This is a genomic window from Acinetobacter indicus, from assembly GCF_009914475.1.
Classification (GTDB): Bacteria; Pseudomonadota; Gammaproteobacteria; order Pseudomonadales; family Moraxellaceae; genus Acinetobacter; species Acinetobacter indicus.
On sequence record NZ_CP045198.1, the window covers coordinates 2,229,990 to 2,244,898 of the forward strand.

General features: G+C 40.6%; 9 protein-coding genes and 7 pseudogenes. 7 read left to right on the forward strand and 9 right to left on the reverse strand.

Annotated elements, in window-relative coordinates; all coding sequences use genetic code 11:
• Positions 1-17: 17 nt before the first annotated feature.
• Positions 18-401, reverse strand: a pseudogene (locus GA693_RS11060) (cation diffusion facilitator family transporter); the annotation flags it as partial.
• Between the two features lie 87 nt (positions 402-488).
• Here GA693_RS11060 and GA693_RS11065 point away from each other — a divergent pair.
• A protein-coding gene (locus GA693_RS11065) for an IS3-like element ISAba14 family transposase (RefSeq protein ID WP_223155595.1) occupies positions 489-1,621 on the forward strand; the annotation gives its coding sequence in 2 pieces (ribosomal slippage) (positions 489-741 and positions 741-1,621; 1,134 coding nt in all).
• A 62-nt stretch (positions 1,622-1,683) separates the two neighbouring features.
• On the opposite strand, the pseudogene GA693_RS11070 reads toward GA693_RS11065, so the two are convergent.
• From GA693_RS11070 to GA693_RS11090, 5 genes and pseudogenes are all read right to left on the reverse strand, one after another.
• Positions 1,684-2,202, reverse strand: a pseudogene (locus GA693_RS11070) (cation diffusion facilitator family transporter); the annotation flags it as partial.
• Between the two features lie 86 nt (positions 2,203-2,288).
• The gene (locus GA693_RS11075; RefSeq protein WP_160240879.1) at positions 2,289-5,429 is read right to left on the reverse strand and encodes an efflux RND transporter permease subunit; all 3,141 of its coding nucleotides are present in this window, start codon (positions 5,427-5,429) and stop codon (positions 2,289-2,291) included.
• A complete protein-coding gene (locus GA693_RS11080) occupies positions 5,419-6,648 on the reverse strand; it encodes an efflux RND transporter periplasmic adaptor subunit (RefSeq protein WP_016658777.1) in 1,230 nt (409 codons plus the stop codon). Before GA693_RS11080 ends, GA693_RS11075 begins: the two co-directional genes overlap by 11 nt.
• Before the next feature lies 1 nt (position 6,649).
• Positions 6,650-7,975, reverse strand: a complete 1,326-nt coding sequence (locus tag GA693_RS11085) for a TolC family protein (protein WP_160240877.1) — start codon at positions 7,973-7,975, stop codon at positions 6,650-6,652.
• A gap of 48 nt (positions 7,976-8,023) precedes the next feature.
• Positions 8,024-8,392, reverse strand: a complete 369-nt coding sequence (locus GA693_RS11090; protein WP_005096107.1) for a cation efflux protein, CzcI-like — start codon at positions 8,390-8,392, stop codon at positions 8,024-8,026.
• Positions 8,393-8,724: 332 nt separating this feature from the next.
• On the opposite strand from GA693_RS11090, the pseudogene GA693_RS11095 reads away from it, so the two are divergent.
• The 3 genes and pseudogenes from GA693_RS11095 (at position 8,725) to GA693_RS11105 (ending at position 10,346) form a co-directional block, all read left to right on the forward strand.
• A pseudogene (locus GA693_RS11095) lies at positions 8,725-9,815 on the forward strand (IS3 family transposase).
• Between the two features lie 38 nt (positions 9,816-9,853).
• Positions 9,854-10,051 (forward strand): annotated as a pseudogene (locus GA693_RS11100) (type II toxin-antitoxin system RelE/ParE family toxin); the annotation flags it as partial.
• Complete coding sequence (locus GA693_RS11105; RefSeq protein WP_001140620.1) at positions 10,044-10,346, forward strand: helix-turn-helix domain-containing protein; 303 nt, start codon at positions 10,044-10,046, stop codon at positions 10,344-10,346. The pseudogene GA693_RS11100 and the gene GA693_RS11105, both read left to right, overlap by 8 nt.
• 41 nt (positions 10,347-10,387) lie before the next feature.
• Here the strand turns inward: GA693_RS11105 and GA693_RS11110 are convergent.
• Positions 10,388-10,549: pseudogene (locus GA693_RS11110) on the reverse strand (IS6 family transposase); the annotation flags it as partial.
• 93 nt (positions 10,550-10,642) lie between these two features.
• Entirely contained in the window at positions 10,643-11,035 is a 393-nt protein-coding gene (cadR, locus tag GA693_RS11115) for a Cd(II)/Pb(II)-responsive transcriptional regulator (protein ID WP_000550240.1), read from the reverse strand.
• Between the two features lie 89 nt (positions 11,036-11,124).
• On the opposite strand from cadR, the pseudogene GA693_RS11120 reads away from it, so the two are divergent.
• Positions 11,125-11,829 (forward strand): annotated as a pseudogene (locus GA693_RS11120) (cation transporter); the annotation flags it as partial.
• Positions 11,830-11,879: 50 nt separating this feature from the next.
• On the opposite strand, the gene GA693_RS11125 reads toward GA693_RS11120, so the two are convergent.
• Positions 11,880-13,012 (reverse strand): IS3-like element ISAba14 family transposase gene (locus GA693_RS11125; RefSeq protein WP_223155595.1). Its coding sequence is split into 2 segments (ribosomal slippage): positions 11,880-12,760 and positions 12,760-13,012, totalling 1,134 coding nucleotides; the frame shifts between segments, so codons are not numbered across the junction.
• 90 nt (positions 13,013-13,102) lie between these two features.
• Here GA693_RS11125 and GA693_RS11130 point away from each other — a divergent pair.
• Positions 13,103-13,690: pseudogene (locus GA693_RS11130) on the forward strand (cation transporter); the annotation flags it as partial.
• 63 nt (positions 13,691-13,753) lie between these two features.
• On the forward strand, positions 13,754-14,458 hold the full coding sequence (locus tag GA693_RS11135) for an IS6-like element IS1006 family transposase (protein WP_001067784.1): 705 nt from the start codon (positions 13,754-13,756) through the stop codon (positions 14,456-14,458).
• Positions 14,459-14,909: the final 451 nt, after the last annotated feature.

Below are 14,909 nucleotides of genomic sequence, written 5' to 3' on the forward strand. Positions count from 1 at the left end.
GAAGACTAAAGTCCAAATTAGTGTTTATGTTGGTTCAATGTATTACATTTCGTATTTTCTATTTGTAACGTAATTTCAGTAATATTATGATTATGTTTTAGAACTTCTAAGGCCTTTTGATAGAGTTGATCTGTATTGCTATTCGGAGCAACCAAATGAGCAGTTAAATGAATATTTCTTGAGGATATAGCCCAGACTTTCAACTGATGAATCCCTTCAACGCCCTCTAGCTTCAATAAATCATTTCTTAACGACTCAATATCAATCTCATCAGGAACTCCTTCAAGCAGAATATGAATACTTTGTTTTAATAAAGTCCAAGTTCGAGGTAAGACCCAGAAGCCAATTAACACAGCGATTACGGTATCAACCCACATCCACTGGGTAAAATAAATAACTAAGAGATGGATCCGTAAATTTGAACAACTCCTATAAGTGATATTCTGCTCCTCAAATGATGTTATAAACATCAATATATGGAGTATTTTATGGCACGTAGACCAAGAAGAAATCATTCAAATGATTTTAAAGCTAAGGTAGCACTTGCTGCGATTAAAGCAGAAAAAACACTTGCTGAATTGAGTGCTGAGTTTGATGTTCATCAAAACCAAATTATTGACTGGAAAAATCAATTGATCTCAGCTTCCTCGCAAGCTTTCGATCAATCAAAAGCTCCAACAGAACCACCCATCGATCTAAAAAAACTACATGCAAAAATCGGTGAGCAGGCATTAGAAATTGATTTTTTAGAAGGTGTGTTGAAGAAACTGGGCCGCTTCAACCACAAAAGTTAATCGACGACTCACTTCAGATTTCAGTATCTAAGCAAGCTAAGCTGCTGAAAGTCTCCCGTGGTTGTTATTACTATCGCCCAAAACCTGTGAGTGCATCAGATCTGAAGCTGATGCGATGTATTGATGAATTACATATGCAATATCCTTTTGCAGGCAGTCGTATGATGCGTGATTTGTTGAATCGTCAAGGACATCATATAGGACGACGTCATACACGTACTTTAATGAAGAAAATGGGTATTCAGGCGTTATATTGCAAACCAAATTTAAGCCAGGCTAATCAAGCTCACCGTAAATATCCATATCTGCTCAAAGGGTTGGCTATTCAGCGCAGTAATCAAGTGTGGTCTACGGATATAACGTATATCCCTATGGCAAAAGGCTTTGTTTATTTATGTGCTGTGATTGATTGGCATAGCCGCAAGGTACTTGCGCATAGGGTATCGATTAGTATGGAGGTGGATTTTTGTATTTCGGCTTTAAATGAAGCGATTGAAAAATATGGTCGACCTGAAATATTTAATACAGACCAAGGCAGCCAGTTTACCAGTGATGCATTTATTGATGTATTGAAATCAAATGGCATTCAAATCAGTATGGATGGTAAAGGTCGATGGGTAGATAATGTGATGGTTGAACGATTATGGCGGAGCGTTAAATATGAAGAGGTGTATCTCAAAGCTTATAGCAGTGTCACAGATGCGAAAAAGCAATTAAGTGCATATTTTGAGTTTTATAATTTGAAACGACCTCATTCGAGTCTAGACAAAATGACACCAAATGAGTTTTACTATGATCAGCTACCCCAACAAAACAAGGTGGCTTAACTAGAGCGGAATATCACTTATAAATACGCTTTTAGTTGTTCAAACAAGTGGGACCACCTCTCTATTCCTCCGATAATCACGCCTATCGATCCTAGAGCATCACTAAGAACTTCTAAATATGCACCTTTTATATTTAGACTTCCTTCAGCACTAGCAGAAAGGATTTTCATTGAAATCAAATTTATGACCAAACCAATGACCGCGACAATCATCATTCCAACACTTTGAATTTCAGCAGGATTCGTAAAACGTTGATAAGCTTCATATACAATATATATTGCTACCACAAAAAGCATCACCGCATTAAACAGAGCCGCTAAAATTTCAAATCGCTGATAGCCAAAAGTTCTTTTATCATCTGCGGCTTTTTTACCAATTTTGATAGCGGCAAGAGCAATAGCTAAAGCGGCTACATCAGTAAACATATGAGCTGCATCAGATAACAAAGCCAAACTTTGGGTAATAAAAGCAGCGACAACTTCTACTATTAAAAAAGTAGTCGTTAAACCTAAGGCAACCATTAACTTCTTACTATTTTCTTCAGTAACAACCGCATGGCTATGATCATGATGTTCTGACATAAAATATTTTCCTTATTCTATTTATGATGAGCAGAGATATTGGATAACAGCCAATATCTCTGCTGTAAATCGACTAATCTATTGGATTAAGAAACTTTCTTTTCATTTATCCAACGATAAAGCACGGGTAACAGCACCAAAGTTAGTAATGTTGAAGAGATAATCCCGCCAATCACTACGGTTGCCAGTGGCCGTTGAACCTCAGCCCCTGTTCCGGTTGCCAGCGCCATTGGTACAAAACCCAGTGAAGCCACACAAGCTGTCATCAACACTGGTCTTAAGCGCAAAATAGCCCCTTGCCACACGGCTTTATGCACTGGATATTTGTACCTTAATTCCTTAATAAAGGTCAGCATTACCAGTCCATTGAGGACTGCAACACCAGATAAGGCAATAAAGCCAATTCCAGCTGACATCGATAATGGAATATCCCTTAGCCAAAGGAACAGCACACCACCGGTCAAGGCAAAGGGTACCCCGGTAAAGACCAATAGACTTTCTTTGACATTGTGAAAGACCGCCATCAGTAAAATAAAGATAGTGATTAAAGCCAGTGGAATCACGATTTGCATCCGTGCTTTGGCTGAAGCCAAATTTTCAAACTGACCGCCATATTCTATCCAATAACCACTTGGCAAAGTGTATGCTTTGAGCTGTGTCTGTACATCAGAAACAAAAGACCCTAAATCACGCCCTTCAACATTCGTTGTAACCACAACTCGGCGTTTACCATTTTCTCGACTGACTTGGTTGATTCCTTCAATGGTCGAGACTTGCGCGACATCCGACAATAAAATACTGCCACCATTTGGAAGCTGAATAGGTAACTGGGAAACAGATGCGACACTACGGTCTTGCTCTCCAAGACGGATAACAAAATCAAAACGACGATCGCCTTCTAAAATCTCTCCCACGCTTTGTCCACCAATACTTGCAGCCACCACATCCTGAATAGATTTCACACTCAAGCCATACTGGGCAGCTAAAGCTTTATCAATCTCTACATTGAGTAAAGGCAGACCCGAAGTTTGTTCAACTTTCACCGCACTGCTACCTGCGACTTGCTGAATGATTTTCGCGATTTTTGCAGCCTCAGTATTCAAAACCTGCATGTCATCACCAAAAACCTTCACCCCCACATCACTGCGTATACCTGAAATCAGTTCATTAAAACGTAGCTCAATAGGCTGAGAAAACTCACTGTTATTGCCGGGAATTGTCGCAAGATAAGCTTCCATTCGGGTTCGAAGTGCATCTAGGCTTTCTTTTGAATCTGGCCATTCCTCACGTGGTTTCAGCATGATATAACCATCGGAAATATTCGGTGGCATCACATCTGTCGCCACTTCAGCAGTCCCGGTACGGGCAAATATAGCTTTAATTTCGGGAAAGTTTTTCAGTAAAAGCTTTTCGGTATTTTCCTGAATACGTAAAGACTCTTCCAAGCCTGTGCTTGGAGAACGTAATTGCTGTACCGCAAAATCACCTTCACTCAGCTGGGGTGCAAACTCACTGCCAATCTTCGTGCTGAGCAGACCCGTAATGACCAGGAGACAAATGGCAAAAGTTAAAACCACCGCTTTGTAATGATAGGCTCCATCCAATATCTGTTGATATCGGGTTTTGAGCCAGATCATCCAACGGCTTTCCGTTTCTTTGATCTCCCCTTTAACCCATAAAGCAACTGCAGCGGGCACAAAGGTGATCGATAAAATAATAGCTGCCACCAGTGCGAGAACAACGGTTAAAGCCATCGGATGAAATAGTTTTGCTTCTACACCACTTAAAGCAAAAATCGGCAAATACACCACCAAAATAATAAGCTGACCAAAAATAAGAGGACGACGTGCTTGGCGGGCAGCCAGAAAAACTTCCTTAAAGCGTTCACTTTGTGTGAGAGGTCGTTTTAACAGTTGCTGTGTATGGGCTAAACGCCGGATACAGTTTTCGACAATCACCACAGCACCATCGACAATGATGCCGAAATCGAGTGCACCTAAACTCATCAGATTGGCACTGATATTTTTCTGTGCCATCCCGGTTAAGGTAAACAGCATAGAGAGTGGAATGACACAGGCAGTAATCAAGGCAGCACGGATATTCCCTAAAAACAGGAACAGAATGATGATGACCAGGATTGCTCCCTCTACCAAGTTTTTCTGAACGGTTTTAATCGCCTTCTCAACCAAGGTAGTACGGTCGTACACCGTTTCAATCACTACCCCTTTAGGCAAACTATTCTGAATATCTTGAAGCTTGGCATCCACAGCTTTAGAAACAGTCCGGCTATTTCCACCCATCGCCATCATGGCAATCCCTAAAACGGTTTCTTTGCCGTTATAGGTTGCCCCACCGGTTCTTAAATCATGCCCAATAGAGACTTGCGCAATATCACCAACCCGAATTGGGCTGCCATTTGGGCTACCCAGCATGGTGTTCTCAATATCAGAAAGCCCATTGAATGTACCCGGTACACGTACCGTCAGTTGCTGACCATTGTCTTCAATATAACCTGCACCTCGGTTCTCATTATTTTGCGCTAAAGCCTGTTGCAGTTGTTCTAATGAGATATTCAGTTGCTGCATCCGGTTTAAATCGGGAGAGACCACATAGGTTTTTTCAAAACCACCAATACTGTTGACCTCTGCAACTCCCTTAACACGTTGCAGTTGAGGACGCACAATCCAGTCCTGAATCTCACGCAAATCCATCGGCGTGTATGCAGTTCCATCCGGCTTTTTCGCATTCGGATCTGCCTTCAGTACCCATTGATAAATCTCACCGAGACCCGTAGAAACGGGGGACATCGTCGGTGCGATTTGTGCAGGCAACTCAGATTGCGCCTCCTGTATCCGTTGGTTAATCTGCTGACGGGCCCAATAAATATCAGTCCCATCTTTAAAGACAATGGTGACTTGAGAGAGTCCATAACGGGATATGGAACGGGTAAGCTCCAGATCCGGAATGCCAGCCATGGCATTTTCAATGGGATAGGTAATCCGCTGTTCGACTTCAAGCGCAGTAAAACCCTTGGCTTGAGTATTAATCTGGACTTGGGTATTGGTAATATCGGGTACAGCATCAATCGGGAGTTTCTGATAGCTATACACCCCGACCGCAATCCAGGTACAGACAAAGAGCAACACCCAAATCGCATTTTGTATGGAAAACTGAATGATTCGTTCGAATAAACCTTCTGGTTTTGGCAGATCAGAATTAATGTTCATGGCCTGCCTCGTCTTTTTCTAATTCAGATTTCAACAAGAAACTGCCTTGAGCGATATACTTCTGCCCTTCAGTCAGCCCAGAAATCACTTCAAGCCATTGTCCATCACTTGAAGCCTGCCCCAATTGCACTTTCTGTGCTTTTAAGTGGACTTGACCTTTTTGTTCTGAATCTACGATGAAAATACTGTCTTCACCTTCAATACTTTGCAGCGCAGACTTTTGAATCCGAAGGGCTGATTTTGCTGTAGCTTCCGGAATCAACACTCTCACTAACACATTAGAACGCAACTCAGTAGCTTGCGCATCGAGTTTTGCGCGCACCACCAGACGCCCTGTTTGTACATCTGCCTGAGAGGTTAAGCTTTGTACAGTAGCTTTATAGATTTGATCTGAATCATTCACTTTAAAGTCAATTTTTTGCCCGGCTTGCAGTTGACCTGAGAATTGATTCGGCAAATTAAACTCAAGCCATAAATCTTTCAGCTGTTCAATGACAAAGAGCTGATTAGCCAGTTGCACATTTTCACCGACCACAATATCTTTTTGACTGATCACCCCAGAGATCGGTGCTTTAATCAGAAAACGCCCATTGTTATTGCCACTTGCACCTAATGCATTTAAACGTGCTTGTGAGGACTGGACAGTAATCTGCGCTTGACGGTAGGCATTTTCGGCACGCTGGTAATCCTGTTTGGCAGAAATCCCCTGTGACCAGAGTTGCTGTTCGCGCTGGTAATCTTTACGGGCCAAATCCAGATTCACCTGTGCCATACGCAGATTTGCCTGTTGGTCGATCAGTTCAGGCACGATTAGTACAGCCAGCGTTTGTCCTTTTTGCACGCTCTGTCCTAAAGCCACATTGACCTGCTCGACATGACCACTAAAATTAGGCGATATATGCGCTTGTTGATCGGTATTCACCACCAATTTACCTGGCAGGGTTGTCAGCTTTTCAACCAATCCTGTGGATGCAACAGCAACTTTTAAACCTTGTTCAACCATTTGTTGGCTGGTCAGTTGTATTTCGCCTTCTTCAGCATGTCCTTCTTCAGAACTATCTTCATCAGAATGTTCGGCATTTCCCTCATCATGACCATGCCCCTCAGATTCAGTTTTTTTTGAACTTAACCAAATAACCAGACTGACCAAGACCGTAATCAGAATCAAAATTGCAATCATGAGAGACTGGGATATTTTTCCGTTTTGCTTGGCGTTCATTTTATCGTGCTCCCCCATTGATTAAATTTTGCGATGCTTCGACTGCCTTTTTATTCAGTTGTGTATAGGCATCCGAACGGCTAATTTCTTCATAACTTGTGCCAATACTGAGTGCCTCAGCTGCGAGGGCAGTTTGCCAAGCTTGACGTAGAATTTGTAATTGACCCAATCGAAGATTCTGCAGTTGGGTGGTTGCTTGCTGAACGTCGGTAATGGACAGTTTCCCTGCCTGAAACCCTTGTAAAGTACGGCTCTGAACTTTGGTCGCCAAAGTAACTTGTGCTGTTGTGGCATCGAACTGGCTACGTAAACCTTTGAGCTGATGCATGCTGTTGGCAATATTGAGTATTTGTTGCTTCAGCTCACGCTGCTGCTGTTGGTTCAGCAATATTTGCTGTTGCTGGACCATCGGGATCGCATATTGCTGGCGGTTGAAAATATTCAGTGGAATAGCCACGCCGATTGCCAAAGTCGTATCGTTGCTTTCATTAGGGGTTTTGCTACGTTTCATGCCTACATTTAAAGTCGGATTGGGACGTGCCTGAATTCTTAAATTTTCAATTTGATGATCCGATTGCTGAATGTTCAAGGCATAGAATTTTTCTAGCCACCCTTCAGCAATATACCGTTGCACAGTTTGGAGACTTTGCTCTGGCCAAGGGATAGCGGTTTTATTCAATTGAAGATGTGAAGATGTTTCTCCCCCCCACAAATTAGACAGCTGACGACCGGCAGCTTGTTTATTCAGCATCGCTTGCTGATAAAGTCGTTGGATTTCTAGCGCTTCAATTTGGGTACGCTCAAAATCAACCAGGGCAATACTGCCTGCCTGATAGCGTTTCTGGGCACTGTCCAGATTGGCTTTACTTGTTTTTAACTGTACTGAATAAGCAGACTGCTCAACCTCAGCAAGTGCAAATTGCGACCATGCAAATTTAACAATCAGTTGGCTTTGTGCCTTCCATAATTGCTGTTGCAATTGGATTTGTTGATTCGAGGTATTGGCAATCACCCGGTTCAGCTTACGCTGACCAAATAGATCTAGAGGTTGACTAACGCCAACATTGAATTCCTGTTCTTGACCTGAGCCAAAGCCAGACTGTTCTAAACTTATACTTGGATTCTGCCATAACCGACTTTGCTGAATATTCAATTCAGATATTTGCTGAACTTGTTGCCACAGCTTGTCTTGAGTCTGGTAACTTTGTACTTTTGCTAAAGCGGATTCAAAGCTGGTAACGTTTTCAGCATAGCTATATTGCATAGCCGCTGTACATATACAAGCAACCAAGCTATGACGCAAGAGTATAATTGATTGTGAAGACATGATTTTTCCCACTTATTTAAATAATAAAAGTGGTGGGAATGTTTTAGGCTACCCCACCATGAGCGGGGAAAATTCGGGAGGTGGGCTTTGTTGAAACAGGTCAGGAGCCTGATAGCTGTTTTTCCAATGAAATTGTGGATTCACTTTAACTTCAGAGCTTGGATGAAACACATCTACTTTTTCATTTTGTACAATCAAATGCGTCATCGATGGTAGATGATCTTGATGATCTTCACCGATTTCTAAATCGCTACTGAATGTTTTTATGTTTTCTGACTGTCCATTATGATCGTGTTGACGACTATCGCTGGCACACAAGGTATTTTGGTGATGACCAAAATGATAACTCTGCTGTGATTGAGGCTGTTGTTCATGGACACAAAAGGCCGCCGCCACATTCCAAAAGCTTTGGAACATGAACAATCCAACCAAGACTGTAATCCATGTAGTAGAACGCATCATCATAACAATCGAAAAATTTGTACCAAGTATAAGGCTTAGAGCCACTCCAAGGTCAAGCTTAATAAATTAAATTAAACATTCAATGAACACTGAATAGCCGGCACTTTTGCAAATTTACCTTGTCTCTATAAGCTCACATCAATTTCAGGTAAGAATAACAATAGATAGTGAACCGTACCGGGTTTGTCGGAGACTTTTTATTTAAGTTAGGCCACCGGTAATCCCCCCTAAAAATAATAGGATCTAAAAGTAGAATTTTCTCTTAAGATACGAGCAGGAGATTCTGCATGAAAACATCTAAATTTACTGACAGTCAGATCATGTCCATCTTGAAATAGGCAGAATCTGGCACACCTGTAGCGACCCTTTGCCGTGAACACGGCATGAGTAATGCTACCTTTTATAAATGGCGTGCCAAATATGGTGGTATGGATACATCATTAATGGCTCGACTGAAAGAGCTAGAAGCCGAAAATACCAGACTTAAAAAGATGTATGCGGAAGAGCGATTAAAGGCCGAAATCATCCAGGAAGCGATGGCAATGAGCAGCACTGCTGCGCAAGGGTAAAGCCATCTTGCCGGCGTAAGATGGCACAACAGGCAGTTGCCCAGCATGCCATTAGTATTCGTTTGGCTTGTAAAGCATTTGGCATTAGTGAAACCTGCTACCGCTATCAAGCCAAACTCAGCGATGACAATGCACTCATTGCTGAACAGCTCATTGAACTCACTGAGGAAAATTCCGATTGGGGCTTTGGTTTGTGCTTCTCGTATTTACGGCATGTTGAGAGTTGCTGCTGGAATCACAAGCGGGTTTACCGCATTTACTGTGAGTTGGCACTGAATCTGCGTATTAAACCGAGAAGAAGACTAAAACGGCATGCGCCTGAACCATTGAAGGAACCAATCCGAGAAAATCAGGTTTGGTCATTAGATTTTATGCATGATCAGCTTTCCGATGGTCGCAAGTTTCGATTATTGAATGTGATTGATGATTACCGCCGCGAAGGCCTAGCCATTGAAGCAGGGTTCTCATTGCCCACAATCAGGGTTATTCGTACGTTGAATCAATTGCTGGAGTGGAGAGAAAAACCGTTAGTGATCCGATGCGATAATGGTCCCGAATTTATCAGTCACGAATTTGTGCGCTGGGCGACTGAGCACGGTATTCGTATTGAATATATTCAACCGGGTAAGCCACAGCAGAATGCGTATATTGAACGCTATAATCGGACCATACGTTATAGTTGGCTGAGCAAGCATTTATTTGATACTTTGGATGAAGTACAAGATTATGCAACAAACTGGTTGTGGCATTACAACCATGAAAGACCACATCTAGCTAACAAAGGAAAGCCACCTCTAATGGCTGCTTAACCTCTACTTTTAACTTCGGTTATTTATGGGAGGATTACCATATGAAAGAACTGCGTGTTCAACATCGCGGTAGACCCTTAAGAGCTTTCTTCGCATTTGATCCCTTACGACAGGCTATTGTTCTATGTATTGCTGATAAAGGCGGTAAAAAGCGTTTTTATAAAGACATGCTGGATATTGCAGATGAACAATACCAACTTCATCTCACTACCCTAGGAGATAAATCTAATGGCTAAGACTCTGCAAGAATTGTTAGCTAGCCGCTCTCCAGAGAGCCAAGCCCGTATTCAAAAAATGGCTGATGAATTACTGCTAGAAAATCAGCTTCATCTTATTCGTGAAGAACTCGAAATTTCTCAAAAAGAGCTTGCTGAAACTTTGGGAATAAAACAGCCATCGCTTTCAGCAATAGAAAATCGTGGCAATGATCTTAAGATTTCAACCATGAAAAAGTATGTTGAGGCAATGGGTGGGAAGCTCCGTATTGATGTAGAGCTTCCAACAGGAAAACATATAGGATTCAACGTTTAACAATAAAAATGGGAGCTATAGGCTCCCATTTTTAGATTCGTATAACGTTGAACCCAACGGTAAATAGTCGTGTGATCAACATTCACACCCCGTTCGGCCAGCATTTCCTGCAGTTCACGATAGCTAATGCCATATTTACAATACCAGCGCACAGCCCAAAGAATGATTTCGCCCTGAAAATGCCGACCATGGAAAGGATTCATATGCTGCACCTTTAGCTAAAACAGTCTTCAGCTTACCATTCGTGGTTATTTGCAACAGTGCCGATTTTTTGAAAAAAGCATAGGTCTAGATAATCAAGCTAGATTTTTTAAAACTCCACATTGGTCAATTGTACATAAACCATCACAAGTACCTCTTAAATCAGATAGTTGTTCAATAAGCTTTTGTTGCTTGATTATATTTTCTCTGATAGCACTGACATGTAAGTCAATTAATTCATTCACATCTGAACAATTTTTCTCAGGTTTGTCTTTATAGGTAAGTAATTGACGAATTTCATTCAAACTCATATTTAAAGTTCGGCAATTCAAAATAAATTTAATTCGCTCAACATAGCCTACATCGTAAAGGCGGTAATTTCCTTCCGTTCTTTCCGGTTCCGGAATTAAACCTTCCTTTTCATAAAACCTAATTGTTAATACTGAACATGAGGTTTTTTTAGAGAGTTCACCAATTTTTAAATGCATTGAGTTAGTATTTCCAAAGATTCTTGACTCTATAGTAACTATAGGGATTCTAATATTCAAAGTTTATAATTTTTTTAATGGGTATAATTATGAGTGGTTGTGGATGTAGTAAAGAAACACCATGCGAAGATAAGAAATCTCAACAAGAAAATCATCCATCAATTGCAGAAGCAAACAATTCAAAGAATTGTGATAATACGCTTAGCTGTTGTGGTGAAGAGGAAGAAAAAAAATCTTCATCTCCTTGCTGTAACACTTCAAACAGTTGTGAAGATACCGCTCAATCCTGTTATGGTTCTGATCCCAAAGAAAATTTAAGCACTGAAGATATTTTAAAAGATTCGCACTACATGAGTGAATACTTAGTTCCCAAAATGGATTGTTCTGCGGAAGAACAGATGGTTCGTATGGCGCTATCTTCAATTGATGGTGTTCAAAAACTCATCTTTGATTTACCTAACCGTTCTTTAAAGGTTCTACATAATCAAAAAGATGAAAATATAACCACCAAACTTGAAGCTTTGGGTTTTGGTGCAAAGCTTGTGAAGACTGAAACTTATATAAGCAATCAACAGGCTAAGCAAACAAGTACCTACACCATTCCTAAAATGGATTGCTCTGCTGAAGAGCAAATGGTCCGTATGGCTCTTGCAGATATTGAAGCAGTTAAAGGTCTTACTTTTGATCTTCCCAATCGAAAACTGAAAGTCTTCCATAATGAAGGGATTCAGCAAATTACGGCTAAACTCGAAGGACTGGGTTTTGGGGCGAAACTTGATGAAAAGAGGTGGTCCCACTTGTTTGAACAACTAAAAGCGTATTTATAAGTGATATTCCGCTCTAGTTAAGCCACCTTGTTTTGTTGGGGTAGCTGATCATAGTAAAACTCATTTGGTGTCATTTTGTCTAGACTCGAATGAGGTCGTTTCAAATTATAAAACTCAAAATATGCACTTAATTGCTTTTTCGCATCTGTGACACTGCTATAAGCTTTGAGATACACCTCTTCATATTTAACGCTCCGCCATAATCGTTCAACCATCACATTATCTACCCATCGACCTTTACCATCCATACTGATTTGAATGCCATTTGATTTCAATACATCAATAAATGCATCACTGGTAAACTGGCTGCCTTGGTCTGTATTAAATATTTCAGGTCGACCATATTTTTCAATCGCTTCATTTAAAGCCGAAATACAAAAATCCACCTCCATACTAATCGATACCCTATGCGCAAGTACCTTGCGGCTATGCCAATCAATCACAGCACATAAATAAACAAAGCCTTTTGCCATAGGGATATACGTTATATCCGTAGACCACACTTGATTACTGCGCTGAATAGCCAACCCTTTGAGCAGATATGGATATTTACGGTGAGCTTGATTAGCCTGGCTTAAATTTGGTTTGCAATATAACGCCTGAATACCCATTTTCTTCATTAAAGTACGTGTATGACGTCGTCCTATATGATGTCCTTGACGATTCAACAAATCACGCATCATACGACTGCCTGCAAAAGGATATTGCATATGTAATTCATCAATACATCGCATCAGCTTCAGATCTGATGCACTCACAGGTTTTGGGCGATAGTAATAACAACCACGGGAGACTTTCAGCAGCTTAGCTTGCTTAGATACTGAAATCTGAAGTGAGTCGTCGATTAACTTTTGTGGTTGAAGCGGCCCAGTTTCTTCAACACACCTTCTAAAAAATCAATTTCTAATGCCTGCTCACCGATTTTTGCATGTAGTTTTTTTAGATCGATGGGTGGTTCTGTTGGAGCTTTTGATTGATCGAAAGCTTGCGAGGAAGCTGAGATCAATTGATTTTTCCAGTCAATAATTTGGTTTTGATGAACATCAAACTCAGCACTCAATTCAGCAAGTGTTTTTTCTGCTTTAATCGCAGCAAGTGCTACCTTAGCTTTAAAATCATTTGAATGATTTCTTCTTGGTCTACGTGCCATAAAATACTCCATATATTGATGTTTATAACATCATTTGAGGAGCAGAATATCACTTATAGGAGTTGTTCAAATTTACGGATCCATCTCTAAACACAGCTTTCTTCAGGCGATATACCTAATGAACCTGATCCTGTGAGACAAGCTAAAGTACTTAAACTGTTATTAGGTATTAATGCTCTACTTTTCTTTATAGAATTCATCAGCGGTATTATTGCTGCGTCTACAGGATTGATTGCTGATTCTCTAGATATGTTTGCCGATGCAGCCGTTTATGGTATTGCGCTATATGCCGTCGGAAAAGCTGCGAAATATCAAATAAAAGCAGCCCATTTCGCAGGTTGGATTCAGTTATTACTTGCTGTTATCGTGATTGTTGATGTCATTAGACGATTCATGTTTGGAAGCGAGCCAGAATCAACGCTCATGATTGTTATTGGCCTGCTCGCACTTATAGCTAACGTGACATGCTTATATCTTATTTCTGGTCATCGAGAAGATGGCGCACATATGAAAGCCAGTTGGATTTTCTCGGCGAATGACGTTGTCGTAAATATGGGCGTTATATTTGCCGGTGTACTCGTGGCGTGGACGGGATCAGCTTATCCAGACTTAATCATTGGCATACTGGTTTCTTTATTCGTACTTAATGGTGCCCGAAAAATTTTGGCTTTGAAGTAAGGGCACTGTTGCAAATAACCACGAATGGTAAGCTGAAGACTGTTTTAGCTAAAGGTGCAGCATATGAATCCTTTCCATGGTCGGCATTTTCAGGGCGAAATCATTCTTTGGGCTGTGCGCTGGTATTGTAAATATGGCATTAGCTATCGTGAACTGCAGGAAATGCTGGCCGAACGGGGTGTGAATGTTGATCACACGACTATTTACCGTTGGGTTCAACGTTATGCTCCTGAAATAGAAAAACGTTTACGCTGGTATTGGCGTAATCCTACAGATCTGAGCTCGTGGCATATTGATGAAACCTATGTAAAAGTGAATGGACGATGGTCTTATCTGTATCGTGCAGTCGATCAACGTGGCGATACCATTGATTTTTATCTTTCTTCTAGACGTAATACCAAATCAGCATATTGTTTTCTTGGAAAAATTTTAAATAATGTGAAGAAGTGGCAAATTCCACAAGTGATCAACACGGATAAAGCACCCACATATGGACGTGCTTTATCACGGTTAAAACGGGAAGGTAAATGTCCACCAGACCTTGAGCACAGGCAGATTAAGTATAAAAATAACGTGATTGAATGTGATCATGGCAAGCTAAAGCGGATCATCAGGGCCACATTAGGATTCAAATCTATGAAGACGGCTTATGCCACAATTAAAGGTATTGAAGTCATGCGTGCACTACGTAAAGGACAAGCATCGTCATTTTATTATGGTCAGCCTCAGGGTGAAGTGTGTCTAATCAACAGGGTTTTCGGTCTCTAAGTACTTTTTAAAGGGAACATCATCGACTCAAATCTCTATTTGCAACAGTGCCATAATAAGTGCAGAAAGCAAAGAGTTACTAATTTTATACAATATAAGTTTCTGATTTATAATTAATTAACTCGATTGCAATCTAGCTTTTTCAGCAACGATTTATCTTTTTTAAAATAGTATTAATTTATTTTTTTGAGAACAAACCTTAACAAAATTACAAGTTTGTAATTTTGTTGTCATTCTGATGTATATATTTACTCATTATTATAAGTAAAGATTTTTTTGCTCAGTTCTATGTTGTAAATTCCAGCAATTATCATAGCCACGCGGCTGTTACTGAAGAGAATAGTAAGAAGTTAATATTTGCTGTAGGTTTGACCACTACTTTTTAATCGTAGAAATTATAACCGTTTTTATTACTCAAAGTTTAACTTTTGTGATTGTCTAAAAACACATA